This is a genomic window from Rhodovulum sp. P5 (assembly GCF_002079305.1).
GTDB lineage: Bacteria > Pseudomonadota > Alphaproteobacteria > Rhodobacterales > Rhodobacteraceae > Rhodovulum.
The window spans coordinates 1,399,046-1,425,857 of record NZ_CP015039.1 but is presented as its reverse complement, the minus strand read 5'-3'; the positions used below and the strand labels follow the sequence as shown (position 1 = coordinate 1,425,857).

The 26,812-nt window shown below is 64.2% G+C and carries 26 protein-coding genes; 8 read left to right on the top strand and 18 right to left on the bottom strand.

Annotated elements, in window-relative coordinates:
* The first annotated feature begins 73 nt into the window (after positions 1-73).
* The gene (locus tag RGUI_RS06965; RefSeq protein WP_172841098.1) at positions 74-1,666 is read left to right on the top strand and encodes a VPLPA-CTERM sorting domain-containing protein; all 1,593 of its coding nucleotides are present in this window, start codon (positions 74-76) and stop codon (positions 1,664-1,666) included.
* 121 nt (positions 1,667-1,787) lie between these two features.
* Here the strand turns inward: RGUI_RS06965 and tyrS are convergent, their stop codons facing one another.
* Positions 1,788-3,041 carry a tyrosine--tRNA ligase gene (gene tyrS, locus RGUI_RS06960; protein ID WP_081532384.1) on the bottom strand — a complete coding sequence of 418 codons (1,254 nt, stop codon included), beginning with the start codon at positions 3,039-3,041 and terminating at the stop codon, positions 1,788-1,790.
* Between the two features lie 66 nt (positions 3,042-3,107).
* Between tyrS and RGUI_RS06955 the strand changes: the two genes are divergently transcribed.
* Positions 3,108-4,211 (top strand): anhydro-N-acetylmuramic acid kinase, encoded by a 1,104-nt coding sequence (locus RGUI_RS06955; protein WP_081532383.1) that lies wholly within the window; start codon positions 3,108-3,110, stop codon positions 4,209-4,211.
* 3 nt (positions 4,212-4,214) lie between these two features.
* Here the strand turns inward: RGUI_RS06955 and RGUI_RS06950 are convergent, their stop codons facing one another.
* Positions 4,215-4,652 carry a cupin domain-containing protein gene (locus RGUI_RS06950; RefSeq protein WP_081532382.1) on the bottom strand — a complete coding sequence of 146 codons (438 nt, stop codon included), beginning with the start codon at positions 4,650-4,652 and terminating at the stop codon, positions 4,215-4,217.
* 165 nt (positions 4,653-4,817) lie between these two features.
* Here RGUI_RS06950 and RGUI_RS06945 point away from each other — a divergent pair, with 165 nt between their 5' ends.
* Positions 4,818-5,126, top strand: a complete 309-nt coding sequence (locus tag RGUI_RS06945) for a hypothetical protein (protein WP_156882893.1) — start codon at positions 4,818-4,820, stop codon at positions 5,124-5,126.
* A gap of 68 nt (positions 5,127-5,194) precedes the next feature.
* Here RGUI_RS06945 and eno read toward each other — a convergent pair whose 3' ends face one another.
* The 9 genes from eno to mazG all read right to left on the bottom strand — a co-directional run bounded on the left by eno (position 5,195) and on the right by mazG (position 14,774).
* Positions 5,195-6,469 (bottom strand): phosphopyruvate hydratase, encoded by a 1,275-nt coding sequence (eno, locus tag RGUI_RS06940; protein ID WP_081532380.1) that lies wholly within the window; start codon positions 6,467-6,469, stop codon positions 5,195-5,197.
* A 46-nt stretch (positions 6,470-6,515) separates the two neighbouring features.
* On the bottom strand, positions 6,516-7,391 hold the full coding sequence (locus RGUI_RS06935) for a DMT family transporter (RefSeq protein WP_081532379.1): 876 nt from the start codon (positions 7,389-7,391) through the stop codon (positions 6,516-6,518).
* Positions 7,392-7,456: 65 nt separating this feature from the next.
* On the bottom strand, positions 7,457-7,870 hold the full coding sequence (locus RGUI_RS06930; protein WP_081532378.1) for a Fur family transcriptional regulator: 414 nt from the start codon (positions 7,868-7,870) through the stop codon (positions 7,457-7,459).
* A gap of 93 nt (positions 7,871-7,963) precedes the next feature.
* Positions 7,964-8,938, bottom strand: coding sequence for a zinc transporter ZntB (locus RGUI_RS06925; RefSeq protein ID WP_081532377.1), 975 nt, complete (start codon positions 8,936-8,938; stop codon positions 7,964-7,966).
* 7 nt (positions 8,939-8,945) lie between these two features.
* Positions 8,946-10,205 (bottom strand): sodium:proton antiporter, encoded by a 1,260-nt coding sequence (locus RGUI_RS06920; protein WP_081532376.1) that lies wholly within the window; start codon positions 10,203-10,205, stop codon positions 8,946-8,948.
* 85 nt (positions 10,206-10,290) lie between these two features.
* Positions 10,291-11,730, bottom strand: coding sequence for a YdiU family protein (locus tag RGUI_RS06915; protein ID WP_081532375.1), 1,440 nt, complete (start codon positions 11,728-11,730; stop codon positions 10,291-10,293).
* A gap of 73 nt (positions 11,731-11,803) precedes the next feature.
* The gene (locus RGUI_RS06910) at positions 11,804-12,742 is read right to left on the bottom strand and encodes a nucleoside hydrolase (protein ID WP_081532374.1); all 939 of its coding nucleotides are present in this window, start codon (positions 12,740-12,742) and stop codon (positions 11,804-11,806) included.
* Positions 12,743-12,813: 71 nt separating this feature from the next.
* Positions 12,814-13,821 (bottom strand): Fe(3+) ABC transporter substrate-binding protein, encoded by a 1,008-nt coding sequence (locus tag RGUI_RS06905; RefSeq protein WP_081532373.1) that lies wholly within the window; start codon positions 13,819-13,821, stop codon positions 12,814-12,816.
* A gap of 125 nt (positions 13,822-13,946) precedes the next feature.
* The gene (mazG, locus tag RGUI_RS06900; RefSeq protein WP_081532372.1) at positions 13,947-14,774 is read right to left on the bottom strand and encodes a nucleoside triphosphate pyrophosphohydrolase; all 828 of its coding nucleotides are present in this window, start codon (positions 14,772-14,774) and stop codon (positions 13,947-13,949) included.
* Between the two features lie 116 nt (positions 14,775-14,890).
* On the opposite strand from mazG, the gene speB reads away from it, so the two are divergent.
* Positions 14,891-15,871, top strand: coding sequence for an agmatinase (gene speB, locus RGUI_RS06895; RefSeq protein WP_081532371.1), 981 nt, complete (start codon positions 14,891-14,893; stop codon positions 15,869-15,871).
* Positions 15,868-16,338, top strand: coding sequence for a DUF1499 domain-containing protein (locus RGUI_RS06890; protein ID WP_081532370.1), 471 nt, complete (start codon positions 15,868-15,870; stop codon positions 16,336-16,338). Before speB ends, RGUI_RS06890 begins: the two co-directional genes overlap by 4 nt.
* Before the next feature lie 8 nt (positions 16,339-16,346).
* Here the strand turns inward: RGUI_RS06890 and RGUI_RS06885 are convergent, their stop codons facing one another.
* The gene (locus tag RGUI_RS06885; RefSeq protein WP_172841097.1) at positions 16,347-16,526 is read right to left on the bottom strand and encodes a hypothetical protein; all 180 of its coding nucleotides are present in this window, start codon (positions 16,524-16,526) and stop codon (positions 16,347-16,349) included.
* Positions 16,527-16,648: 122 nt separating this feature from the next.
* Between RGUI_RS06885 and prfA the strand changes: the two genes are divergently transcribed.
* The 3 genes from prfA to RGUI_RS06870 all read left to right on the top strand — a co-directional run bounded on the left by prfA (position 16,649) and on the right by RGUI_RS06870 (position 19,358).
* Positions 16,649-17,701 (top strand): peptide chain release factor 1, encoded by a 1,053-nt coding sequence (gene prfA, locus RGUI_RS06880; RefSeq protein ID WP_081532368.1) that lies wholly within the window; start codon positions 16,649-16,651, stop codon positions 17,699-17,701.
* Entirely contained in the window at positions 17,698-18,534 is an 837-nt protein-coding gene (gene prmC, locus RGUI_RS06875; RefSeq protein WP_081532367.1) for a peptide chain release factor N(5)-glutamine methyltransferase, read from the top strand. The genes prfA and prmC overlap by 4 nt, the downstream gene beginning before the upstream one ends.
* 221 nt (positions 18,535-18,755) lie before the next feature.
* A complete protein-coding gene (locus RGUI_RS06870; RefSeq protein ID WP_081532366.1) occupies positions 18,756-19,358 on the top strand; it encodes a DUF4167 domain-containing protein in 603 nt (200 codons plus the stop codon).
* Positions 19,359-19,361: 3 nt separating this feature from the next.
* Here the strand turns inward: RGUI_RS06870 and rsmA are convergent, their stop codons facing one another.
* From rsmA to lptF, 6 genes are read right to left on the bottom strand one after another with little or no spacing between them, the layout of a single operon-like run.
* Positions 19,362-20,201: a 16S rRNA (adenine(1518)-N(6)/adenine(1519)-N(6))-dimethyltransferase RsmA gene (rsmA, locus tag RGUI_RS06865; protein WP_081532365.1), complete on the bottom strand. Its 840-nt coding sequence runs from the start codon at positions 20,199-20,201 to the stop codon at positions 19,362-19,364.
* Positions 20,198-21,172, bottom strand: a complete 975-nt coding sequence (pdxA, locus tag RGUI_RS06860) for a 4-hydroxythreonine-4-phosphate dehydrogenase PdxA (protein ID WP_081532364.1) — start codon at positions 21,170-21,172, stop codon at positions 20,198-20,200. The genes rsmA and pdxA overlap by 4 nt, the downstream gene beginning before the upstream one ends.
* On the bottom strand, positions 21,169-22,383 hold the full coding sequence (locus RGUI_RS06855; protein ID WP_081532363.1) for a peptidylprolyl isomerase: 1,215 nt from the start codon (positions 22,381-22,383) through the stop codon (positions 21,169-21,171). The genes pdxA and RGUI_RS06855 overlap by 4 nt, the downstream gene beginning before the upstream one ends.
* Before the next feature lie 25 nt (positions 22,384-22,408).
* Positions 22,409-24,559, bottom strand: a complete 2,151-nt coding sequence (locus RGUI_RS06850; RefSeq protein ID WP_081532362.1) for an LPS-assembly protein LptD — start codon at positions 24,557-24,559, stop codon at positions 22,409-22,411.
* Positions 24,559-25,659: an LPS export ABC transporter permease LptG gene (gene lptG, locus RGUI_RS06845; RefSeq protein WP_081532361.1), complete on the bottom strand. Its 1,101-nt coding sequence runs from the start codon at positions 25,657-25,659 to the stop codon at positions 24,559-24,561. Before lptG ends, RGUI_RS06850 begins: the two co-directional genes overlap by 1 nt.
* Positions 25,656-26,786 (bottom strand): LPS export ABC transporter permease LptF, encoded by a 1,131-nt coding sequence (gene lptF, locus RGUI_RS06840; RefSeq protein WP_081536000.1) that lies wholly within the window; start codon positions 26,784-26,786, stop codon positions 25,656-25,658. The genes lptG and lptF overlap by 4 nt, the downstream gene beginning before the upstream one ends.
* Positions 26,787-26,812 lie beyond the last annotated feature (26 nt).

Genomic DNA, 26,812 nt, shown 5'->3' with positions numbered 1-26,812 from the left:
GGGTGTAACTGTGAAACGTTATCTATTAACCACGGCGCTGATCGCGCTGCCTATGGTGTTTTCCCAATCCGCTTTGGCTGATTGTACGCCGGATTTCCTCGGCGACGGCGCAACGGTGACATGCACCGGTGCCGATAGTGACGGGTTCGTTCAAGAGACGCTGAACGGCGTCACCGTGGACGTGCTTTTCGGCGCGACCGTCGAGAATACCGATGACGATGTGATCCGTGTTGCCGACTCGCTGTTCCTGACAAATGACGGCACGATTGCGGTGGCCGGTGGCGACGGTGACGGTATCGACGCGGGCGATGGCGCCTTTATCGACAACTTCGGTGATATCGTCGCAACCGTGAAAGGCATCGACATTGCGGGGGAGTTGTCCTGGCTTGGCAACCACGGTGCGATCACCACGGGGGATGATGCGGTAGAGGCAACCACCGCGATTGTCGAGAACTTCGGGTCGATCGTGTCCGGCGGCAAGGCGCTGGATATCGACGAATTCCTTGACCTTGCCAACTATAGCGACATCACCGCAGACAGCGATGCGGTCGAGGCCGGTTGGGGCTACATTTACAACGAGGGCGCGATCCTGTCCGGGAACAAGGCCATCGATTTTGACGAATGGCTGGAACTTGAAAACTACGGCTCGATCGAGACGACCGATGGCGACGCCGTCGAAGCCGGTGACGATGCCGCAATCGTCAACTGGGAAGCCGGCACGATCATCGCCACCAACAAGGGGATCGACGTTGGCGATTTCCTCCTGCTGGAAAACCACGGCCTGATCGAATCCACCGCTGGTGAGGGCGTGGAGGCCGAGCATACCGCCTATATCGAAAACTACGGAACGATCCTGGGCTTCGACGATGCGGTGCAGGTTGGCGAGGATGCCGAGATCTACAACTTCGGCGTCATGGAGAATACCCAGACCCAGGCCGATCTGGATGCCGATCCGAGCCTTGAGGCGCAGGATGCACTCGATATCGACTCGGGCTACGTGCTGAACGACTTTACCGGGGTGATCCGCTCGACGACCAACGCGGCCATCGATTTCGATCCGTCAGAGCTTGTCGACACGCCGGACGAGGTGGTGTCCTACATCGAAAACTATGGGATCATCTCGGGCACCGTTGGCGTTGAAACCGATGTCGACGCCACGCAGGATATCGTCGTGATCAACTACGGCCTGCTTGAAAGCACCACGCAGGGTGTTGCCGATCCGACCGGTCTTGCCGTGAACCTGCGGGGCGGCGACGATGTCTTCGCGGCGTCCTCAATCGGTACGGTCATTGGCGGGGGCAATCTCGGGGCAGGCGACGACCTTCTGACCCTTGGCGGCGCTGACTTCAGCGGTGTCTTCGGCGGTGTCGGTTCCCTGTTCGACGGGGGCGACGATTACGACACGTTCGAAGCCTATGACTACACCTTCGAGATGCTGAGCGTGGTCCTCGACGGCGATATTCTCGATCTGAGCTTCGACAACGGCTTTGATGTGTTCAGCCTGCGTCTTACGAATTTCGAGGGCTTCCTGTTTGATGAGGGCCAGGTCTTCAAGACCTATGCCGAGGTCGCCGCACTGGCGTCGCCGGTGCCGCTGCCCGCGGGCCTGGTGCTGCTTGGGACCGGTCTGGCGGGCCTCGGTCTGATGCGGCGCCGCGCGGGTTGACCCAGTCGCTCTATTTTCCTCAAGAGCATCACGAATAGAAAAACGGCCCTCCCACATATTCGGGAGGGCCGTTTCTTTGAAGTGGGGCGCACCGCTCTGGCGCCCCTGAAAGTGCCGGTTCTCAGTCGGCCAGACGGACCAGTGCGTGCCGCTTCTTGCCTGCGCTCAGCTTGATCGGGTCTGCCAGCATGCCGGCGTCGATCATCAAACTGGCGTCGGACAGGGGGGCGTCGTTCAACCGCGCGCCGCCCTCGGCGATCAAGCGCTTGGCCTCTTTCCCCGATTTGGCCAAGCCCGACCGGGTGATCAACTGAACGACCGAAATGCCCGCACCGACTTCGTCTGCGGTAACGGACAGGGTGGGCAGGTCTTCGCCCACGCCGCCCTTTTCGAACACTTCGCGCGCGGTTGCCTCGGCCGCCTCGGCCGCCTCGGCCCCGTGGCACAGGGTCGTGACCGCGTTGGCCAGAACGATCTTGGCATCGTTGATCTCCGACCCTTCCAGCGCGCCCAGCCGCTCGCACTCATCTAGCGGCATTTCGGTGTAAAGCTTCAGGAACCGGCCCACATCGGCATCGGTGGTGTTGCGCCAGAACTGCCAGAACTCGTACGGGCTGCGCATGTCGGCATTCAGCCACACCGCACCGTCGGCCGACTTGCCCATCTTCTTGCCGTCCGATGTCGTCAGAAGGGGAGAGGTCAGGCCGAACACCTCCTGATCAAGGATGCGGCGCGTCAGGTCGATCCCGTTGACGATGTTGCCCCACTGGTCGGAACCGCCCATCTGCAACCGGCACCCGTAGCGGCGGTTGAGTTCGAGGAAGTCGTAGGCCTGCAGGATCATGTAATTGAATTCGAGGAAGCTGAGCGACTGTTCCCGGTCCAGCCGCGACTTGACGGATTCGAAGGACAGCATTCGGTTGACCGAGAAATGCCGCCCGATATCCCGCAGGAAATCGAGATAGTTCAGCCCATCCAGCCACTCGGCGTTGTTCAGCATCAGCGCGTCTGACGGCGCGTCACCGAAACTGATGTATTTCGCGAAGACCTTCTTGATCCCCTCGATATTGGCATCGATCTGATCGGGCGTCAGCAAGGGCCGCTCATCGGCGCGGAAGGACGGATCGCCCACCTTGGTCGTGCCGCCCCCCATCAGGACCAGCGGCTTGTGACCCGTCTTTTGCAGCCAGCGCAGCATCATGATCTGGATCAGGCTGCCAACATGCAGGGATTTTGCCGTCGCGTCGAAGCCGATATAGGCCGGAACGACCCCAGCCGCAAAAGCCTCGTCCAGCCCCTGATAATCGGTGCAGTCGGCCAGAAAGCCACGCTCGATCATCACGCGCAGGAAGTCGGATTTGGGGTGGTAGGTCATTGCCACTTTTCCCTTAGGGTGGATTTGCGCCGTCATATATCGGGGCAGGCAGACAAGGGAAAGGCCATGATGCAAGGCTTGCCCGTACGGGCATTGGGCACGATGTCGGGGACGTCGCTTGACGGGGTGGATGCCGCTGTCGTCGTGACCGATGGCGAAGCGATCACGGCGTTCGGTGAGGTGGCCTACCGCGCCTATTCGGATGCAGAGCGTCAGGGGATCGCCGCCGCGCTTGGCCGCTGGCCGGGGGAGGACGGCGTGGCCGAGGCCGCCGAGATCGTCGAGACCGCCCATGCGGAACTTATGGCGCAGTTCAACGATATCGCCTTGGCCGGATTCCATGGGCAGACCCTTGCCCATGATCCGCGGGGCCGGGGCACGCATCAGGTCGGCGATGGCCGCGTTCTGGCCCATGCACTTGGCGTGCCGGTGGCGTGGGATTTTCGCAGCAACGATGTGCGACTGGGCGGGCAGGGCGCGCCGCTGGCCCCGTTCTTCCATTTCGCCTGTGCAAAATGGATCGGGGCCAAGGCACCGCTGGCCTTTGTCAATCTTGGGGGCGTCGGCAACCTGACATGGGTCGACCCGAGTTTTGAGCGGCCTGAGGATGACGGTGCCCTTCTGGCCTTCGACACCGGGCCTGCAAATGCGCCGCTGAACGATCTGATGCAGGCACGGCTGGGCCGGGCATGCGACCGTGACGGTGAACTGGGGGCCCGCGGGCAGGTTGACCCGGCGGTGGTCGAGGCGATGCTGGCGCATCCCTATTTCCTGCGCATGCCGCCGAAATCCCTTGACCGGAACGACTTTGCCGGTCTGGCCAAAGCCGTGGCGCATCTGTCGGACGCGGATGCGGCGGCCACCCTGACCGCTGTGGTCGCTGCGGCCATCGCATGCGGGCTGGACCATGTGCCGCGCCAGCCGGACCGGTTGCTGGTGACCGGCGGGGGGCGGCTGAACCCGGTGATGATGGACATGATCGCCACACGCACCGGTCTGGAGGTCGTTCCGGTGGAAATGGTCGGTCTGAATGGCGATATGCTTGAGGCGCAGGCCTTCGCCTATCTTGCGGTGCGCGTCGCGCGTGGCCTGCCCACCACCTGCCCGGCCACGACGGGCGTCGGTGCCGCTGTGGGGGGAGGCGAGATCAGCAAGCCGTCCCCGTCCTGACCGTCATTCGGACCCGGCAATGGGTATGTCGAAATCCGGTGCGGCCATCTCGAATCCGTCGAAGGTGAAGCCCGGGCTGACGGTGCAACTGACCAATGTCCACGCGCCAAGCGGTCGGGCGGATTGCCAATGATGCGCAGGCACAACGACTTGCGGCCGCGCGCCGGTGGCAAGATCGGCGCCCAGAATTGACCTTTGGGCTGGTCCCTCTTTGCTGGCCGAAAGGCGCAGTTCCAACGGATCGCCCGCGTGAAACAGCCAGATTTCATCCGCATCGACCCGGTGCCAGTGGCTGCGCTGACCTTCGGCAAGAAGGTAGTAGATCGCGGTACCGGTCGCGCGCGCGTTTCCATCGGCATCGGCCCGCCATGTTTCGCGGTACCATCCGCCTTCGGGATGCGGTGCCAGGTTCAGGGTGGCGATGATTTCGTCGGCTGTCATGGCAGCAGTCTAGCCGTTGTGGTCCCCCCTGCAAGCCGGCCGATTCGTCTACAATTGTCCCGATTTTGTCTCGATGGCGTCATCAAAACTTACTTTTTCGAGGTTACTTTCTCTGCATCGCGGCACAATGCTGCACCGGCATTGCTGCGACGCAGCATTTTTGCTATGGCCCGTGCCGTAGCAAATTTTGCGTCGGTTGTGCGGGGCGAACCAGATTTTTCGGGGAACAAGACAATGAAGATGGATGAAGTTGAAGAATTGGACGCCGAACCGGTGATGACCACCGATGATATGGTGTCGCGAATTCTGGGGCTTGCAAGTTTCTGCGCCGCGCCCGGCAAGGAACGCCAAGAGCAGGCGGCGCGCGGTCGCGGCTGGCTGGATTCCCAGGGTATGCCCACCGCGGAAGGCCGTGCCCTGATCGAGGAACTGGCGAACCGCGGTTCCAGTTACGGTCTGTACCGTTTCGTCTGACCCGACGGGCGGCACCGGACGTTTGAAAGGCGCCTTGGCCCGGCGTGAACCGGGCCCGGCGCCTTATCTTATTTCAGGATCGACGACCCGGCATATTCAGCCGTTTCGCCCAGCATCTCCTCGGTCCGGATCAGCTGGTTGTACTTGGCCAGCCGGTCCGACCGCGACAGCGACCCGGTCTTGATTTGCCCGCAATTGGTCGCGACGGCCAGATCGGCGATGGTCGCGTCCTCGGTCTCGCCCGAGCGGTGGGACATCACGTTGGTATAGCGTGCACGGTGGGCCATCTCGACGGCGGCAAGCGTTTCGGTCAGTGTGCCGATCTGGTTCACCTTCACCAGCATGGAGTTCGCGACGCCTTGCGCGATCCCGTCGGCCAGCCGCTTGGGGTTGGTCACGAACAGGTCGTCGCCCACAAGCTGCACCTTGCCGCCCAGCGCTTCGGTCAGCAATTTCCAGCCGTCCCAGTCATCCTCGGCGCAGCCGTCTTCGATCGAGATGATCGGGTAGTCGGCACAAAGCTGCGACAGATACTCGACATTCTCGGCGGCGGTCAGGGATTTCCCCTCGCCCTTCATCTCGTACTTGCCGCCCTCGAAATACTCGGTCGAGGCGCAGTCGAGGGCGAGGTAGACGTCCTCGCCCGGCTTGTAGCCCGCCTTCTCGATGCTTTTCAGGATGAAGTCGAGCGCGTCGCGGGTGGAGGACAGGTTCGGGGCAAAGCCGCCCTCGTCGCCGATACCGGTCAGGTGGCCCGCGGCGGACAGTTCCTTTTTCAGCGTATGGAACACCTCGGCGCCCATGCGCACCGCATCGCGCATCGTGGGCGCGCTGACCGGCATGATCATGAATTCCTGGATGTCGATCGGGTTGTCGGCATGTTCGCCGCCATTGATGATGTTCATCATCGGCACCGGCAGGATGCGCGCCGAGGTGCCGCCGACATAGCGGTAGAGCGGCTGCGTCGTGAAATCGGCCGCGGCCTTGGCAACGGCCAGCGACACGCCGAGGATCGCGTTGGCGCCCAGCCGGCCCTTGTTCTCGGTCCCGTCCAGTTCGATCATCGCGCGGTCGATGGCCACCTGTTCGGTTGCGTCCATGCCCGCCAATGCCTCGGCAATCTCGCCATTCACGGCGGCGACGGCGTCCAGCACGCCCTTGCCCATATAGCGGGCCTTGTCGCCGTCGCGGCGTTCCACCGCCTCATGCGCGCCGGTAGAGGCACCCGAGGGCACGGCGGCACGGCCCATCGTGCCGTCCTCAAGGATGACGTCCACTTCCACTGTGGGGTTGCCCCGGCTGTCCAGGATTTCGCGGCCGATGATATCGATGATGGTGCTCATAGCGGGACAGTCCCTGATTTGCTGCGAATGCGAATTCGCCGACCTTCTAGCGCCGGGTGCGCCCCAAGGAAAGGGCGCGTTCCCGCCACAGCGTGTAAAGGCCCGAGGCGATGATGACGGCGGCCCCGGTCAGGGTCAGGGCATCGGGGCGTTCCCCGAAGGCCAGCATCCCGACAAGCAGGGCAAAGATCAGCCGGGTATAGCGAAACGGGGTGACGACGGCGACCTCTCCCACCCGCATCGCCTCGACAATGGCGTAATAGCCCGCAACGCCCATGACGAGCGCGGCCCCCAGGCGCCCGACATTTGCAACGTCTATGCCGGTCGGGCCTTCCCCGACCAACATCAGAACGATCCCCGTAGGCACCAGCATCGCAAAACCGTAGGTGGACAGTTGGAGCGAGGAGACATTGCGCGGGGTTGCCCGCGTCGCAAGGTCGCGCAGCGCCAACCCCGCCACGCCCATCACCGCGAACAGCGAGGCCGGGCGAAACCCCTCCAGCCCCGGTCGCACGATCAGCAGCACGCCGAACAGCCCCACGCAAATCGCCGTCCACCGGCGCCAGCCCACCTGCGCCCCCATGAAAAGCGCCGCGCCCAGCGTTACGGCCAGCGGCGTCGCCTGTAGAATGGCCGAGGCCGAGGTCAGCGGCGTCAATGCAATGGCCGTCACGAATCCCAGCGTGCCGATGACCTCGCCGGCATTCCGCAACAGAACCGGCCGCGTCAGCAAGGCACCGGACCACAGTCTTTGCCCGCGCGCCAGGGCCATCGCGGCAAAGACCACCGCGCCGCCCGCACCAAGCAGCGCGAGGATCTGCCCGATCGGCAGGTCGGCGGCCAGACGTTTGACGAACATATCCTCAAGGGCGAACAGCGCCATCGAGACGACCATCAGCGCGATGCCGCGCAGGTTTTCCATGTCGGGAATCCATCGCAGGAGAGACATCCCGCATTAGCCCGCGGCGCGGTGCCGGGGAAGGGGGATTACCCCTTTTTCAGCGGTACGCCGTAGAGTTCCAACCGGTGGCCCTTCAACCGATAGCCCAGCTTTCGGGCAATCCTGTCCTGCAGTTCCTCGATCTCGGGGTCGCAGAATTCGATCACTTCGCCGGAATTCAGGTCGATCAGGTGGTCGTGATGGGCGCGTTCCGCATCCTCATATCGCGCGCGGCCATCGCCGAATTCATGCTTTTCAAGGATGCCGGCCTCCTCGAACAGCTTGACGGTTCGATAGACCGTGGCGATGGAGATCTTGGGGTCGACAGTGCTGGCGCGCGTGTAAAGTTCTTCGACATCCGGGTGGTCGTCGCTGTCCTGCAAGACCCCGGCTATGACGCGCCGTTGCTCGGTCATGCGCAGGCCTTTCGCCTCGCAGCGGGAAATGATGGTGTCGGACATCGCGGCCCCCGGATTTCGAACCCTTGATCTATCGGTTGCCCGGCGCGGTTTCCACCCCTTCCTGCACGACCCGTCGCGCACAAGGTTGCAAGGTCAAAGCCATTTCAAGGCGCGGAAGATGGCCAGCAGCGCGATTGCGAAGACAAGATTGACAAGGGACAAGGCGGCGAAGGCCCATGGCCACTGGGTGCCCGGCATGCCCGCGACATTGACGCCAAAGAGCCCGGTCAGGAACCCCAGTGGCAGGAAGATCGCGGCGACAACGGACAGGACATAGCCGTTTCGGGCCATGATATTGCCGCGGGCCGCTTCAAGATGGTCGTGCAGCGTCTGCAGGCGGGCCGAAACCGAATCGATTTCCTCGACCGTGCGGGTGGCGCGGTTGGCGCTTTCTCCCAGCAGGACGAGTGCGTCGGGGTCGATCAACTTGGCGGGCGCCTCTGACAGGCGGGCTAGGGCCTCGCGCTGCGGGCCGGCGAAACGGCGCAGGCGGATCACCTTGCGCCGCAGCGCGCCGAGCCGGCCGCCGGCGTCATGGTCATCCTGTTCAAGGATCGCCTCCTCCAGCGTGTCGGCCTCGTCATCCATGGCAAGGGACACCGCTTCCAGCCGGTCGGTCAGTCCTTCGGCCAGTGCCGCCAGGAATGCGCCCGGGTTGGGGGGCGCCTCGCCAGCCTCGGCGGCTTGCCGCAGGTCGTCGATGGCGAAGACCTTTTGCATCCGCACGCTGACGACCAGCGCCGATGTCACCCATAGCCGTAGGGATACCATGTCCTCGGCATCGGCGCCGGGGTTCAGGTTCACGCCCCGCAGGTTGACGATAAGTCCCCCGTCGGTGGGGGTGCAGCGCGGGCGGGTTTCAGGCTGTACAAGGGCCCCGGCGGGCACCGGGGGCAGGTGGGTCAGCGTCCATTCCGCCAGACCGGGATCGGCAAGGTCGAGATGCATCCAGCGCCACAGCGCCTCCTTCGGGGGACGGGGCGAGGGCCACGGGTCGCTGAACGTGCGGGCGTTGCCGCCGGGGTGGATGTCGAAGGCGGCGATGGGGGACAGATGGCGCACGTGCATCCTGACCTCACAAGAGTTCCGGTTCGCGCCCGATGCGTCGGGCAAGGGGCGCGATGGTCAGCCCCTGAATGACGATCGAGAACACCACGATGACATAGGTCGCGGTCAGGATCATCGGCTTCCACTCGCTGTCCGGCAGGCTGAGCGCCAGTGCGACCGAGATGCCGCCTTTCAGCCCGCCCCATGTCATGATTGGAACGGTGCCCTTGCCGCTGCCATGGAAGGGCCGCAGGATCAGGATGGGGATCAGAACCGCGACGAAGCGTGCCAGCAGCGCCAGACCGACGGCAATGCCGCCTGCTTGCAGCGTGTCCATGTCGAAGGCCACCGCGAAGACCTCCACCCCGATCAGCAGGAACAGCACCGCGTTCAGGATCTCGTCGATCAGTTTCCAGAAGGCGTCGACGTAATTCCGGGTCTCTTCGGACATACCGTATTTCATGCCCACATCGCCGATCATGAGCCCGGCCACGACGGCCATGATCGGTGCGGAGACATGCAGCCAGACCGCCAGTTCATACCCGCCGAAGGCCAGCGCCAGCGTGATCAGCACCTCCAGCGAATAGTCGTCGATCTGCCGCATCACCCGGAAGGTCAGCCAACCCAGCAGCCCGCCTAGCGCCGCCCCGCCAAAGGCTTCCTGCACGAACAGCAGGATCGCGCCGATGGCCGCGCCGCCCTCCCCGTGGTCGCCATGGGCGTCGCCCGTAAAGGCCAGCCCGACGAGGATCAGGAAAACGACATAGGCCACGCCGTCGTTGAATAGGCTTTCGCCGGCGATCTTGGTTTCCAGCGACCGGCGCAGATTGGCCTCTCTCAACACCCCCAGAACGGCCACGGGATCGGTGGGCGACACGATGGCCCCGAAGACCAGCGCCACAAGCAGCGGCATACCGGTCAGCCAAGAAAAGCCGACGCCCACGACCGCGACCGAAAGTGCCACGCCCATGGTCGCCATTAGCAGGACAGGCAACGCTTCGCTCCGCAAGTCCTCGATCTTGACATGCAGGGCGCCTGCGAACAGCAAAAGGCCCAGCATCCCTTCCAGCAGCGCGTCGGAAAAGTCGATCTCACCGATCATGCCGCGCAGCGTGTCGGCAATCTGCAGCCCGGGCACCAGCATGTCGATCACCATCGCCGCGACCGAGGCCAGAAGCGCCACGATCAGGATGCCTATGGGCTGCGGCAGCTTGAGGAAGAAGTAATTCACGCTCCCGAACACGGCGGCGAGGACGATCAGAAACGAAGCGATTTGAAGGACGTGCATGCAAACCCCGGGTTGTGGCGCCTGTGCGTTAGCACGATGCTTGCCGACAGGCGAGACTGCAACCGCGCCCTTCCTTCCGCGCGTATCAGGTGCCGCAGAATGTCTGCATCACCTCTTGCCCCGGGGCGGGCGGATCCCGATAGGCCAATTGGGGGGCGGGGTCATCGAATGGTGTCTGCAAGATGTCCAGCAATCTCCGGAAAGGCCCGAAGTCACCGGTCAGACCGGCCTCGATCGCCTCTTCTATGCGGTGATTGCGAGGGATCACCGCGGGATTGGCGCTGCGCATCAGGGCGGAACTGTCTTCGGGGGCATTCGGTTCGCGCTGAAGACGCGCCTGCCAAGCGGCGGACCAATCGTCGAAAGCCGCGACGCCTGTCAGGGCATCCTGCACTGTTCCGTCCGCAAGGCCTCGGAAGGTATTCGTGAAGTCCGCCCGCCTTGCCGCCATCATGTCCAGCAAGCGGTGGATCAGCTCCGCATCGCCATCTTCCCTAGTGGTCAGGCCAATCTTTGGGCGGAAGACATCCAGCCATGCGGCCTTGAAGATCTCGGGGAAGGCGTGCAGCGCCTCGGTCGCCCGTCCGATGGCGCGATCCTGGTCCTCGTCGATCAATGGCAACAGGCAGCTTGCCAGTTGCGCAAGGTTCCAGGCCGCGATGTCAGCCTGCCGGGCAAAGGCATAGCGGCCGTGCGCGTCGATGGAACTGAAGACCGTGTCGGGGTGATATCCGTCCATGAAGGCGCAAGGGCCATAGTCGATGGTCTCCCCCGCGACGCTCATGTTGTCGGTGTTCATCACGCCGTGGATGAATCCCACGCCCATCCATTGCGCCACCAGCCGGGCTTGTGCCGTGATCACCGCCCGCAGCAGGTCAAGCGCGCCTTGCGCCTCGGGGTAGTGGCGCGCGATGACATGGGCTGTCAGGTCTTCCAATGCCTTTGTGTCATTGCGCACGGCGAAATACTGGAAGGTCCCCACGCGGATATGGCTGGCGGCCACCCGCGTCAGCACCGCCCCCGGCAGGCGGCTTTGGCGATAGACATCTTCGCCCGTTGTCACGGCGGCCAGTGCCCGCGTTGTGGGAATGCCAAGGGCATGCATCGCCTCGGACACGATGTATTCGCGCAGGACAGGCCCCAGCCATGCCCGCCCGTCGCCCATCCGGGAGAACGGGGTGCGGCCGGCGCCTTTCAACTGAATGTCGCGCCGTTGGCCATCCTGCGCGATGATTTCGCCCAGCAGGATCGCCCGCCCGTCGCCCAGTTGCGGAACGAACCCCCCGAACTGATGGCCGGCATAGGCCTGGGCCAGGGGTGCGGCGTGCTCTGGCACATGGTTGCCCGCCAGCATCGCGATGCCGGTGCCGGAGCGTAAGGCGGACGGATCGAGGCCAAGCTCCTCGGCAAGGCGATCGTTCAACTGGATCAGCGCTGGCGCGCGGACCGGGGCAGGGGACTGCCGGGCGTAGAAGCGGTCCGGCAGACGTGCGTAGGAATTGTCGAAAGGGATATCGAGTGTCATGGACGATCACTTAGGCTGCGATCCGGGCCAATCCCGAAGTATCTGCCAAAAAACCACTGACGCTTCGGAACCGTCACAGCCGGCCAAGACGCTCTGTCAGCAGGGTGAAGAAACCGTCGGCATCCACATCGCCCATGAAGGTGGCATTCGGCGCGCGCCCGGACACCCCCCACCAGTCGGCGACCGTCATGCCGGTGGTAAAGCGGCCCTCGGTTTCGATCTCCACATTGATGTGGCGGCCGGTGAAGAGATCGGGCCGCAGAAGATAGGCGGTGACGCAGGGGTCATGCAGCGGCGCGCCTTCGGAACCGTATTTCGCCTTGTCGAACCGTTCGAAGAAATCGGTCATCTCGGCCACGGCCTGCCCGACGCGGTTTCCAAGTTTCCGAAACGCCTCATTCCGCGGCCGCGTCACCAGCGCCTTGTGCGTCACGTCCAGCGGCATCATCGTCAGCGGTACACCCGAGCGGAAGACGATATCCGCGGCTTCGGGGTCGACATGGATGTTGAATTCGGACGCGGGCGTGATGTTGCCGACCTCGAAATAGGCGCCACCCATCAGAACGATTTCCGCCACCTTTGGCACGACCTCCGGCGCCATCTGAAAGGCGGTTGCGATATTGGTCAGCGGCCCGAGGGGGCAGAGCGTCACGGTGCCGGGGGCTTCCTGCCTGAGCGTTTCGACGATGAACTCCACCGCGTGGCGATCCTGCAAGGGCATTTGCGGGTCTGCCAGCACGGGCCCGTCAAGCCCGGTCTTGCCATGCACATGTTCCGCCGTGATCAGATCGCGTGACAAGGGCCGGTCGCAGCCAGCAAAGACGCGCATGTCGGGCCGGCCCGCCAGTTCGCACACCATCCGCGCGTTTTTCTGGGTCAGGGCAATGGGGACGTTGCCCGCCACCGCGGTGATGCCCAGCACCTCCAGCTCATCAGGGCTGGTCAACGCCAACAGGATCGCGACGGCGTCGTCCTGACCGGGGTCGGTGTCGATGATGATCTTGCGGGGCATGGGGCGTCTCCGATGGCTCGGGGCGGAGCGTGCCGTGGGCGCGCGGGGAAGTCCAGCGCGCCCGGGCCCGGTCAGCCGTCGAAGTCGACCTCTTCCACCAGCCGCAGGGCGGCGCCGCGCAGCCCGGCCAAATCCATAAGGTTCACATCGTCCGCGGTGAAACTGCCCCAGCTGGCCACCAGTTCCGACGGCTCTGTGCCGGGGGCGACGGGGTACTCAAAGACCTCGGAGGCATAGATTTCCTGTGCCTTCTCAGAGGCAAGGAATTCCATGAACGTCAACGCATCCGCGCGGTTCGGCGCCGCGGCCGTCATCGCCACGCCCGAGACGTTGACATGGGTGCCGCCATTTTCGAACACGGGGAACAGTACATTGACCGCGTTGGCCCAGGCCTGCTGCTCCGGATCGGCCTGCATCTGGCCCATGTAATAGGTATTGCCCAGCGAGATGTCGCATTCCCCGGCCCAGATCGCCTTGACCTGCGCACGGTCATTGCCTTGCGGACGCCGGGCGAGGTTGGATTTCAGCCCCTCCAGCCAGGTCTTCGTCGCTTCTTCCCCGTGGTGATGGATCATCGCCGCGACCAGGGCCAGCGTATAGCTGTGCGTGCCCGACCGCGTGCAGATGCGACCCTGCCATTTCGGGTCGGCCAGGCTTTCATAGGTGGTGATCTCGGCCGGATCGACGCGGTCCTTCGCGGCATAGACGATCCGCGCTCGCGTGGTCACGCCGAACCACTGATTGTCCGGCGCACGGAACGCGGCGGGGATGTTTGCGGTCAGGATACCGCTGTCCACCGGCTGCGTCACGCCCGCCGCCACGAGTTCGGCAAGGCGCGAGATATCGGTGGTCAGCACGATGTCGGCGGGGCTGCGCCTGCCCTCGGCCTGCAGCCGCTCGACCATGCCCTTGTTCAGGAAGGCGACATTCGTGCGGATACCGGTTTCGTCGGTGAAGGCCTCCAGCACCGGTTTGATCAGGTCGGGCTGGCGGTACGAATAGATGTTGACGTCAGCCGATACGGCAGGGGCAAGCAAGAGGGTCGCGGTCGCAGCCGCCAGCGCAGTGCGCAATGTCATGGTCTCTCCCGTTCGAGGTGATGGTTCCCTGCGACATCTTAAACCTGACCAAATTAGTTGGGTCAAGACCTGGCATCTGTTGGCCTGGCCAAATCGCGACGGGCGACACTCATTGATGGGGGCGGCTAGCCCGCCTTTTCCTCTGCCTTCACCGCGTTCCAGAGCGCGTCCATTTCCGCCAGATCCGAATCCTCCGGCCGTTTTCCCATCTCGGCCAGTTTTGCCTCGACCGCGCCAAAGCGGCGGGTAAATTTTGCATTGGTCGCGCGCAGGGCTTCCTCTGGCTCGACCCCGAGGTGACGGCCCAGATTGGACACGGCAAACAGAAGATCGCCGTATTCCTCGAACACCTCGGCCTCGGTCATGGTGTCGCGCGCCTCTGCCAGTTCGTGGGCCTCTTCGGCGATCTTGTCGACCACCTGTGCTACTTCGGGCCAGTCGAACCCCACCCGCGCCGCGCGCTTCTGCAGTTTTACCGCGCGCAGCAGTGCGGGCAGGGCAAGGGCCACGTCGTCAAGCACTCCCTTGGCCTTTTTGTCGGCGCGTTCCTTGGCCTTGATGGTTTCCCAGTCGCGGGTCTGCTGCTCCGCGGATTTATCCCGGCTTTCGTCGCCGAAGACGTGGGGATGGCGGGCGACCATCTTGTCCGCGATCCGGTTCGCGACGGACTCGAACGTGAAGAGTTCCGCCTCCGCCCCCATCTGGGTGTGATAGACCGACTGCAGCAGCAGATCGCCCAGTTCAGCCTCCAATTCATCCCATGCTTGCCGCGCGATGGCGTCTGCCACCTCATAGGCTTCTTCGATGGTGTAGGGCGCGATCGAGGCGAAGTCCTGCTCGATATCCCAGGGGCAGCCCGTGTCGGGGTCGCGCAGGCGGCGCATGATTTCCAGAAGGCGCGGCAAACCGCCGTCGGGATCGTGGACGAGTGCATCGGAATCGGAGTGGGACATCGGGGCCTCCCTGTCGTGGGCTCGGGGCGACAAGGGCAAATCGCGCGCGCGATGTAAAGGCGGGGCTGGCCCCCGGCGCGGCACGCGTTATCCTGCGGGCGACAGGAGGGCGGCTGATGGCGCTGGAAGACGCGAAGGCAGAGGTCGACACGGCGATCACCCGCAAGGGGCGCCGTGGCATGGCCTATGAGAATGCATTCGGTGGCGTGACCTCCTTCATGCGGCGGATGCTGACCAAGGACCTGACGGGCGTTGATCTGGCCGTCACCGGCGTGCCGTTCGACCAGGCCGTGACGAACCGCCCCGGCACGCGGCTTGGCCCCCGCGCGATCCGGGAGGCCAGCACGCTCCAGGCCTTCGATGCGCCCTTTGGCTGGGGCTTCAATCCGTTCGAGAGCTTCGACATCGTGGATTATGGCGATCTGGCTTTCGATTACGCTTCGGTGGCAGAGTTCCCCGCCGTGTTGCAGGCCCATATTGCCGGCATACTGGAGGCCGGGGCAGGATGTATCGCGCTGGGCGGCGACCATTCCATTTCCCTGCCGATCCTGCGCGCCCACGCTGCCCGGCACGGGCCGCTGGCGCTGGTGCAGTTCGATGCCCATACCGACACATGGGCCGATGATGATCCGACACGGATCGATCATGGGACGATGTTCCGAAAGGCGGTGAACGAGGGGCTGATCGATGCGGCACGCTCGGTGCAGGTGGGCATTCGCACCGACAACCCGGACACGATGGGGATCATGATCCTCGATGCACCCTTCGTCCATGACCACGGCGCCAAGGCGGCGGTGGCGCGTATTCGAGAGATCGTCGGTGACGCGAAGGTTTATCTCAGCTTCGATATCGACGCGCTGGACCCGGCCTTTGCCCCCGGAACCGGCACACCGGTCTGGGGTGGGCTGACCAGCGCGCAGGCCGCGGCAATGTTGCGCGGGCTGGCCGGGATCGATCTGGTTGGGGGCGACGTGGTGGAGGTCTCGCCCCCCTTCGATCCGGCGGGGATCACGGCCATCGCCGGGGCCCATGTGGCGGTCGAGTTGATCTGCCTCTGGGGCTGGGCGCGGCGCGAGGAAAGGGGAGAGGACCGTTGAAGATACTCATTCTGCTGGCCGTGGTCCTTGTGGTCGCAACGGCGGCCGGGGCCGTCTATTTCCGGCGCGTCGCGGATGACCCGACGGTCTGGCATGTCGACCCGTTGACCGCCACAAAGCCCGACAGCCCGAACGCGGCCCTGATCCGCCCCGCGGGTGGCGATGGCACAGCGCCCGTCTTTGCCGTTCCGCCACTGGAGTTGGCCGCGGCCATCGACGACTTCGCCCTTGGCGAAGGGCGGACCAAACGTATCGCCGGTACGCCTGCCGAACTCTGGATGACCTATGTCCAGCGCTCCGCCCTGTTCGGGTTTCCCGATTATATCTCTGTCCGCGTTCTGCCAGAGGGTGAGGGGGCGACCTATGCCGCATTTTCCCGCTCTCGCTATGGCCATTCCGACATGGGGGTTAACGCAAGCCGGTTGGCGCGGTGGCAGGCCGCGCTAGAGACGCGTCTTGGAAACTGAATGCACGCTCAACCGCCGGTTCCGGTGCCCGCCGGCCAGATGAGGTTGAGACCGAACAGGACGATGAAGATTGCCGGTGCCACGATCAGGGCCTGTTTCCATTTCGGCCGGCCTTCGAGCCAGCCCATGGCGCGAAACCCGAAGATCACACCAAAGACGATAAGACCCGTCACAAGTGCATGTGCCAAAGCGTAGGCCATAACCACCCCCCATTTTCCGCACCTGAAGCATACCGATTCCCAAAGGGCAACGAAACCTGTTGCTCGCGGCCGCCCCTTGACCGCGGCGCGCCTTCGCGCGAGGAAACGCCATGGTTCCTCTCGACAAACTTCACCAGATTACCCAGCGCTTCGAATTCCTGGAGGCCAAGCTGTCCACCGGCGCGGCGGAGGATTTCGCGCAGGTCAGTCGCGAATACGCGGAGCTGAAACCGGTCGCGGAACAGATCGCCGCCTATCGGCAGTTGCTGGACGATATCGCCGAGGCAGAGGCGATGCTGGACGACCCCGAGATGCGCGCGCTGGCCGAAGAGGAACTGCCCGCGCTGAAGACCCGCCAGCCGGAACTTGAACAGGCGCTGCGCGTGGCCCTGCTGCCGCGGGATGCCGCCGATGCGCGCCCGGCGATCATGGAGATCCGCCCGGGCACCGGCGGCGAGGAAGCAGCGCTTTTCGCGGGCGACCTGCTGAGAATGTACCAGCGCTATGCCGAGGCGAAGGGCTGGAAGTTCACCATTCTGGAGGAATCCGAGACAGAGCTTGGCGGGGTCAAGGAAGTCGTCGCGAACATCCAGGGGGAGGGCGTCTTCGCACGGCTGAAATACGAATCCGGTGTGCACCGGGTTCAGCGTGTGCCTGAAACGGAATCGGGCGGACGCATCCATACCTCTGCCGCCACGGTGGCCGTACTGCCCGAGGCGGAAGAGGTCGATATCGACATTCCGGCCAACGATATCCGGATCGACACCATGCGCGCCTCGGGCGCCGGGGGGCAGCACGTCAACACCACCGATTCCGCGGTGCGGATCACCCATATCCCGACCGGTATCGTGGTCACCTCCTCGGAGAAATCCCAGCACCAGAACAGGGCCATTGCGATGTCGGTCCTGCGGGCGCGGCTTTACGACATGGAGCGCCAGCGCGCCGCCGAGGAACGCGCAGCCGACCGCAAGGCGCAGGTTGGGTCCGGCGACCGGTCCGAACGGATCCGGACCTATAACTTCCCGCAAGGGAGGATGACCGATCACCGCATCAACCTGACGCTCTACCGGCTGGATCAGGTGATGCAGGGCGATCTGGACGAGGTCATCGATGCCCTGATCGCCGATCATCAGGCCACGCTTCTGGCCGAGATGGAGACATGACCGGCGCCGAGGCGCTGTCGCACGCGGTGGCGCGCCTTCGGCAGGCTGGCATTCCCGACGCGCCCCGCGATGCAAGGCGGTTGCTTGCCCATGTGCTGAACATCGATCCCGGGCGGCTGACGCTGATCCTTCCCGATCCCGTCGCCGATGCTGTACTGCCCGTGCTGGACATTGCCCTTGACCGGCGCGTTGCGCGCGAGCCCGTGTCTCATATCACCGGGCGGCGCGCATTCTATGGCCGCGACTTCATCGTGACGCCCGACGTTCTGGACCCGCGTCCGGAGACCGAGACGCTGATCGCCGCCGCACTGGCCTGCCCGTTTTCCCGCGTTCTGGACCTGGGCACCGGTTCTGGGTGCATTCTGCTGACCCTGCTTGCCGAACGGTCGGATGCGGCGGGGCTGGGCACCGATCTGTCCGCAGCTGCGCTGGACGTGGCGCGCGCGAATGCCGGTGCGCTGGGTGTGATGCGTGCGGAATTCACCCAGTCGGACTGGTTCGCGGATGTGTCGGGTGTTTACGATCTCATCGTCTCGAACCCGCCCTATATCGCCGAGTGCGAGATGGCGACGCTTGCGCCGGAGCTTTCCCACGAACCGCAGGGGGCCCTGACCGATGGGGCGGACGGACTCTCTGCCTATCGCGCAATTGCCCTTGGGGTGCAGGGCCATCTGGCCGAGGGTGGCCGGCTTCTGGTCGAGATCGGCGCAAGCCAGGCGGCCGATGTCCGCAGGATTTTCGCGGAGGTCGGGCTTGAAACCGTTGCCATCCACCCCGACCTTGATGGCAGGGACCGGGTGGTCGAGGCCCGACGGTGCCCCGGTGGGCGTTAACCCGTGTGGTCGAAATCGCCGGGCATAATGACATGTTCGGTGTATTTTTCACTTGTCAGAGCATTCTACCCGTGGTTAGTCACAACGGCGCTTGTTTCGGGGCCCAAGAATGGCCCCCTTGCGCAGGATAAGCCAGACACAGGTCGGATATGGGACAGGGCGCTGCTATTGCGCGTCGTCGCACCGACAAGGCCAAGATAAGGCTGGAAACCAGAAATCGCATGAGACCATCCAAGTCACGTTCGCGCAACAAGTCGAACCGTTCGCGCTCGGTGGGCAACATCGTCAACCGGGTCTTCGACAGCTCGGGCCCCGAGGGCAAGGTGCGCGGCACGCCGCAGCAGATCATTGACAAGTACAATCAGCTTGCTCGCGATGCGCATTTGTCAAACGACCGTGTCGCCGCCGAGAATTTCCAGCAGCACGCCGAACATTACGCCCGCCTTCTGGGCGAGGCGCAGCGCGAACAGGATGCGCGCCGGGAGCAGCAGGAAGCCCAGAACCGCGAGCGGAACCGCGATCGAGCCGAGAACGACGCGCAGCAGCAAGATGGCGCCCCGGCGGAAGAGACCACCGATGCCCCTGTCGAAGTGTCGGCCGAGGTGATCGACCTGCCCCAGGACGAAGGCGAAAGCACCCTGGTCGAAACGCCGGAAGAAAAGCCCGCGCCGAAACCACGCCGTCCCCGCAAGCCGCGGGCGCCGAAGGCGCAAACGGAACCGGCGCCGGAGGCCCAGCGTGGAGACGCGCCCGAGGCCAAGGATGCCGAAGCACCCGACGCTGAGACGCCGAAGGATCAGCCCGAGGCGCCAGCGGCCGAGTGACGCTCAGCCCGCGACGGCGCGCGCAAGGGCACAGAAACGCTCGACCGAAACCTGCTCGGCACGTTCGGTCGGTGCGATCCCCACAGATTCAAGCACATTCTCGATATCGGGGATAACGCCCTTCAGGCTGGCGCGCAGCATCTTGCGCCGCTGGCCGAAAGCCGCGGCCACGACTCTTTCCAGAACGGCGGCGTCGGCCTCGAAACGCGGCTCTGGCAAGGCGCGCAGATGCACGACGGCAGAGGCGACCTTGGGCGGCGGCGTAAACGCCTCCGGCGGCAGGCGCATCGCGATCCGCGCGTCGCACCGCCATTGCGCGAGAATCGCCAGACGCCCATAGGTCTTGGAGCCGGGTTGGGCCACGATCCGTTCCGCCACCTCGCGCTGGAACATCAGTGTCAGGCTGTCCCAGACCGGCGGCCATGCAGGCGGGGTCAGCCAGCGTACCAGCAATTCCGTTCCCACATTGTAGGGCAGGTTGGCGACGACCTTGATCGGCGCTGTAAGGCGCGTCAGCACGTCGCTGTCCATCGCATCCGCGTTCAGAACTGTCAGCCGGTCCGGATAGGCGGCGGCGATCTCGTCCAACGCCGGCAGGCAGCGGCTGTCCTTTTCGACCGCCAGAACATGCCGCGCGCCTTCAGCCAGCAGACCGCGTGTCAGCCCGCCGGGGCCGGGGCCGACCTCCAGCACGTCACAGCCCGACAGATCGCCAGCCGCCCGCGCGATCTTGGCGGTCAGGTTCAGGTCCAGCAGGAAGTTCTGGCCCAGTGACTTCTTCGCGGAAAGCCCGTGTGTGGCGATCACCTCCCGCAAGGGCGGCAGGGAGTCGATGGCGCTCATCCTGCGCGCGCCCGGCTCATGCGGTGGGCCATTTCAAGGGCCGCGATCAGGCTTGTCGGATCGGCACGCCCGGTTCCCGCGATGTCGAAGGCGGTGCCGTGGTCCGGCGACGTTCTGATGAAGGGCAGCCCGAGTGTGACGTTCACGCCGCTTGCGAAATCCAGCGTCTTGATCGGGATCAGCGCCTGGTCGTGATACATGCAGACCGCGACGTCATAGGTTTGCCGCGCGGCCTCGTGGAACATCGTATCGGCAGAGCGGGGGCCGATCAGGCGCATCCCCTCCGCTCGCAGACGGTCCAACAGTGGGTCGATCATCTCGATCTCTTCGCGCCCCATTGCGCCGCCTTCGCCTGCATGGGGGTTCAGCCCGGCAACGGCCAGCCGGGGCGCATCGATTCCGAAATCGCGGATCATCGCTGCCTCGGTAATGCGCAGCGTGTCTTCCAAGAGCGTCTCTGTCAGAGCGCCCGGCACATCGGCGATGGCGATGTGGATCGTCACGGGCACGACCTTCAGCGCATCGCAGGCCAGCATCATTACGACGCGGTCGACCCCAGCCAGATGCGCAAGGTATTCCGTATGGCCGGGATGGGCGAAACCGGCGCCGTCCTGCAACGCCTTCTTGTGGATCGGCGCGGTGCAAAGCGCGCTGGCATGTCCGTCCTGCACAAGTTCCACGCCCCGCGCGATGGCCGCGATCACGGCCGCGGCGTTTTCAGGGTGGGGCTGGCCCGGCACCGCCGGGGCTGGAAAGGGCTGGGCCAAAACCGGTAGGGCCGTGGCGGCCACATGCAACGCTTCTTCGGGGGCGTGGATCTCGGTATGCGGTGTGCCCTCTGGCAGGTGGGCTGGGTCGCCGATCCAGAAGAACGGCAGGCGCGCGCCTAGGGCCTGCCACGCCTTCGCGGCAATCTCGGGGCCGACGCCGGCCGGTTCCCCGCAGCTCATGGCGATGGGTTTGTCAGTCATGGCTGGCGAATGATCGCATCGGCCCGCAATTCGGCAAGATAGCTGGTGGCATAGCCCGAAAGGCGCTGGTTCACCAATTGCCGGCGGACTGCGTCCCGGTCGATCTCGGCATCGCCCAGATCCGGCGTGCGGCCGCACATCATCAAAACCACGGCCATGTCGGGCGTGCTGAGCCCATAGGAAATCTCGCCCTCGTCAAGATTGGAAAGTTCGCTCGAGATGGCCTTGGGAACGTCCGCCACCGGCTTCACCTCCCGTTGTAGACGGTCCTCTGGCAGGCCCTTGGCGACGGCATACAGGTCGTCGCAGGTGTCGACGCGTCCGCGAACGCGCAGGGCATCGGCCATGGTCCCGCCGGGAATGAAGAAACGGGCATATTCCACCGAGACCGTCTTGGGTGCCGTGGTGCCGGCTTCGCGGATCGCGCGCAACTGGAACAGGACAATCGCATTGGGAAGCTCGACCGGGTCGGAGATTTCTCCGGGGCCGAGGGTCAGAACCTGCGTCGCAACCTGCGGGGGGAGCTTCGACAGCGGCGTCCATCCCATCCGGCCGCCCTGCGCCCGGGATTGCGCGGCCGAGTATTGGCGCGCAGCAGCGGCGAAGGCGCTTTCGGACCGGATCGTTCGTTGCAGACGTTCGGCAAGTTCCGACGACTCGGCCCGGTATTCGGGGGTGTCCGCGCGCAGCACGATTTCTGACAGCAGGACCTGCGCGCCCGTCGCGACGCTGGTGCCCGAGGTGCTGGCCAGTGCGCGGTCGATCTCGGCTTCGGTGACCTGTGCGCGGGGCCCGAACCGGCCGCGCACGACCTTGCGCCACAAAAGGCCCGACCGGACGAAATCGCGAAACGTCTCTGGCGCGACGCCTGCCTGGCCGATGGCCGCGGTGAACTCGTCCACCGACATGTTGCCGCGCGCCGCGAACTCTTCCATGCCCTTGGCGACTTCCTCGTCGCTGAGCGTGATCCCGAGCCGCTTGGCCTCGCTGTCGCGCAGCCGGTCCTCGATCAGCCCTTCAAGCGCCAGTTCCCGCGGATCCGACGTGGCGCCCAGCAGTTCGACAAAGCGCGCGCGTTGCTGAACCTCGTAGTTGGTCACCGCCTCGTCATTGACGATCACGCGCGGCGCGAACGGCCCGCCAGACTGCGCCGCAGCCATTGTCGCACCGAGAAAGACAAGCAGCAGAGCCGTTACCATCCGTCGGAACATTTTCGTTCTCCGTTCTGAACCTGTCCTAGAACCGCGTGCAGCGGCGGGCCTGAGCCGTCCCGCTGCTGCTGGATCCGAAACCGGCGAATTGAACCAAAAGGGCAAAGTCCGTCGACTCCCTACGTGTAGTCGAGCTTGAAAAACGACGCGAGACCGAAAGGTCCACGGTCAGGCAATCGTTCTGGAACATCAGGCCGACGCCGGCATCGTAGTAGTTTCTTTCCACCGCGTCGTAGCGCCAATCGGTGCGACCGGTCCAGTAGTCGTGAAACTGGTAGGACGCTTCCAGTTCCCATTCCGATACCTTGTCATTGCGTCCCACGGACGCGTCTGGCGCGATCCATGTATAGGACGTGCCCAGGGCAAACCGGCCCGGCGTCCAGTTCACACGCAGGTCGGTCTTGGTCACATCGTAGCTGTCGTCGAACAAGGTGCGGTTCCACAGCAACAGATTGCTGGGCAGGCTGAGTTGCAGGACGCTCATCCAGTCCGATGTCAGGCCGTCAAGGCCGGAGCCCTGCGAAAACTGACCCAGATCCTCGGCCCGCAGAATCCGGCCGACGGTCGTGCCGACGGACCAGCCCGACGGGTCGGTCCATGTCCAGCCCAGACCGATGCTGGCGCGCAGCCCGGCCTCCCTTGCGTCTTCTCCGGGAAACCGGCTGAGCGCTGTCAGGTTCGCCTCGTCGAATTCCAGAAGGATGCTGTCTTCGTCCGGGATGTTGCCGTCGTCCTGATCGCTCCACGCCAGTTGGAGCAGCGGTTCCAGCACATGCGTCCCGCCAGAGGCGGTGGAGGCCGCAAAGGGCCAACGAAGCTCAAGCGCCGCGGCAGGCGTGATGCGGGTATGCGTGCCTTCCAGTTCGATGTCGTCGTTGACGTAGTAAAGGTCCATATCCACGGCACCGATCGCCGCCAGCACCATGCCATTTGAAAAGACGTGGTCGCCGCGCCAGTCGAGCCCCGCTGATACGCGGGTCACATCCATCCCGTCGCCATAGCTGTCGTAGTCGCTGCCGTCTGTGTCCTGGCTGGAATTCCGGTAGGCGCCCCGACCGGACAATGTGAACCCGGCAATGCCGCCGATCACGGGCGGGACGAACCGCCGCCGGTACGAAACGTCCCCCGTCCGCGCCGGATTGCTGCTGTCGGTCGCGGTATCGCGCAGCGGTTCGAAGTAAGCCAGGTCGCCCTGGATCAATTCGTCCTTCCGGGTGCGGTTGATCGAGATCGTGTTCTCCAGCCGGTTGTCGTCGGAAAAGTCGTAGTCGAACAGATAGTCCGGATCCGACACCATTTTCAGGTCGAATTCGAGGGTGAAGTCCTTCGGCAGGTCGAACGTGCCTTCGGCGAACAAGAAGGCCCGGGTACTGGTCTGTTTCAGGTCGTCGTTCGAAAAGGCGCCATTCAGTTCGATATCGCCCGCGCGGAAGGCACGCCGATAGCGCCATTCAAGCGTTCGCGTTTCTTCGGAAACGTAGGGGGTCAGCGTGACGTCCTGATGATCGCCAATGGCGATGAAATAGGGGATCTTGACCCCCGTACCCAGGATGTCGCTGGTGCGGATCTTCGGCGACAGAAAGCCCGTCGCACGCTTGAGACTGGGATCGGGGATGCTGAGCCGGGGCAGGTAGAAGACCGGCACGCCCAGAAGTTCGAGCCTGGCATTGGTGAAAAACAGGCGTTGGCGTTCCTCGTCATGGATCACGCGCTCTGCCCGGATCTGCCACAGCGGTTCCTGGCTTTCCGAACATATCCGGCAAACCGACGCGACGGTCTTGTTCAGGACCGTATAGCGGCCCCCCATGCGTTGGATGTCTGCCGCTGCGATCTGCAATTCACGGTCCATGACCATCCGGGCGGAATAGAGGATCCCCTCCGCCAGATCCGGCGACAGCTCGGCGGCCGAGGCCAGAATCACCGTGTCGTTTTCCGTGGTCACCCGGATCGGGCCGTCGATCGACAGCGTGTCGTTTTCCCGGTCATAGGCGACGCGAGGCGCGGTCAGGCGAATGTCGCCGTAAAGAACCTCGACATGGCCCGTGGCGACAAGCCGGCGGTTGTCCCCCACGCTGACACTGTCGGCAACAAGGGTGGCAAAGTCCGGTTTAGTCTCCTCTGCCGTTGCGGCGAACGGCAGAATGCAAAGCGCCATCAGGGCAAGCGTGCGACGCATCAGCCATCCTCCAGATGCAGCAACAGCCCCAACGCCATCAGAATGCCGGCGGCCGGGGGGCTCCACGCTGCAAGCGCCACCGGGATCTGACCGTTTTCGCCCATCACCTGCGCGAAGTTGCGCAGGAAGAAGAGCGTCAGGCCAAGGGTGAAGGCCAACACGACGACCGGGCCGGTCTTGCCGAACCGGACATGGCGCATGGTCAGCGCGGCTCCGACAAGCACCATGGCCACCATCATCAGCGGCAGCGCGAGTTCCATCTGGAACCAGACCCGGTGGGGCAGGGCGGCGAAACCGGCGCGGTCCAGTTCGCCGATGAAGTCGCGCAAATCCCAGATCGAAACGGCGTTCGGGCTGGCGAAGCTGTCGCGAATGCGCTGGCGCGTCAGGTCGGACGGCACGACAAGGTGCTCTTCCACGGTCGCGGCGGCCTCGGGGTTGGGGATGTCCCGGTCAAGGTCCCAGCGTTTGGCATCGCGCACGTCCCAGCCTTGCGGGGTCAGATCAGCGCGCGTCGCCTCGATGCGCCAGATCGGCGTTCCGTCCTTGGAAAAATTCAGGAACGTCACATCGAAGAACTGGGTGCCTTCCGCGTTTGCGCGGGCGGCGCGGATCACCGTTTGTCCCTTAGGACTGGCCTGCCGCAGCCAGAGGCCTTCGTCGCTGACCGACAGGATGTTGACCTCACCATCCTTGAACCGGTTCGACAGAAGTTCGTACTTGGTCGAGGTGACGGCCACGATCGGGTTGAAGATCGCCACTGCGATCACGCCGTAGGTGAATGCCGTCGCCGCGGGGGCGATCACGCTGCGCAGGGCCGACCGTCCGGAGGCGCGCGTGACGACAAGTTCCGATGTCCGCGCGAGCCCGAGGAACATCGAAAGCGTGGCCAGCAAGGCGATCAGCGGCAGGATCAGGTAAAGGTCTGCCGGAACCTTGAGCGCGGTAAGGCGCAAGGCATCGGAAAAGGTGATGGTGCCGATATCGAAGTTGCGCAGTTCATCGACCATCCCCAGCAAGACGAGGATCGCGCCGAACAGACCGATGATGGCGACCAGGGTCAGCGTGTATTTTCGGGCAAGGTAGAGATGCAGGGTCATGCGCTGGCCCCGCGCCGTTCGGATGGCCGTGCCCAGCGGCGGGTTGCGGCAAAGATCAGCAGCGCGCCGACGGCCATGCCCGCCAAGGGCGCCATATAGGTCAATGGCCAGAGATGCGCATCCCGGCGTGCCAGTTCACCCCCGGTATTATCCAGAAGCTGCAGCGCCAGCAGCAGCACGATGGCAACGCCCACCTGCCGCCCAAGCCCGAACCGGCTATATGCGCCGAGCATCAGGGCACCATAGCCGATCAGCGCCCCGGCCACGGCCAGCAGCGGCTGGGCGGTGCGGGCATGGCCCTCATACAAAAAGGCGGCCCGGGATTCGCCGACGCGCCTGATCACCTTGGGATCGGCTTTCAGCAGGGTGGCCGTCGAAAGGGTCTCGATCGGCAGGGTCCGTTGCCCGCGCGTCTCAATCAGGTTGCCAAGGTGGAAGACGAAATTCTCAAACGATATCAGGGACAGGCGCTGGTCGGCCTCGTTCAGTGACTGGGCCATCCCGTCGAACATCACCAATGCCGGTCCGGCCTCGTCCCGGGTTAGAAACGCCCGTTTCGCGGTATAGGCCGTGTTTGTGCCCGGCTCGGTCCGCAGGTCGGACAGATAGAGATCGTGGATTTCACCACCCGCTTCGATCTTGCGGATGAAGATCGTGATGCCATCGATGGGGTGCAGGAACTGCCCGGCCACCAGCAACCGGCCGGAGATGTTCTGGGAAATCTCGTCTTCGCGGAGTTTGAGCTGTGCGCGGCTTGCGGGCACGACGAAATGCGTCAGCACAGCCATGATCAGCGCGACGAGGCATCCAAACATCAGGATCGGACGGGCAAGGCGCCACGGGCTGCACCCCGCGGCCTGCATCACCACCAGTTCGCTTTCGCGGTTCATGCGGTTCACGGCATAAAGCGTGGCAGCAAAGGCCGCTATCGGCAGGACGAGGCGCGTGACATTCGGGAGCGTCAGGGCAACGAATTCCATGAAGACGAATGCCGACTGGCCATCGGAGATCAAGCGGTCGAACAGCACCACGCCACGATTGATCCAGTAGATCGACATGAGCACGAGTCCGAAGAAGCCGAACAGAAGGATCAGCTGCCCGAGCAGGTATCTGTCGAATCTCGGCACAAAGGCCCCCAAGGAAACTACCGATC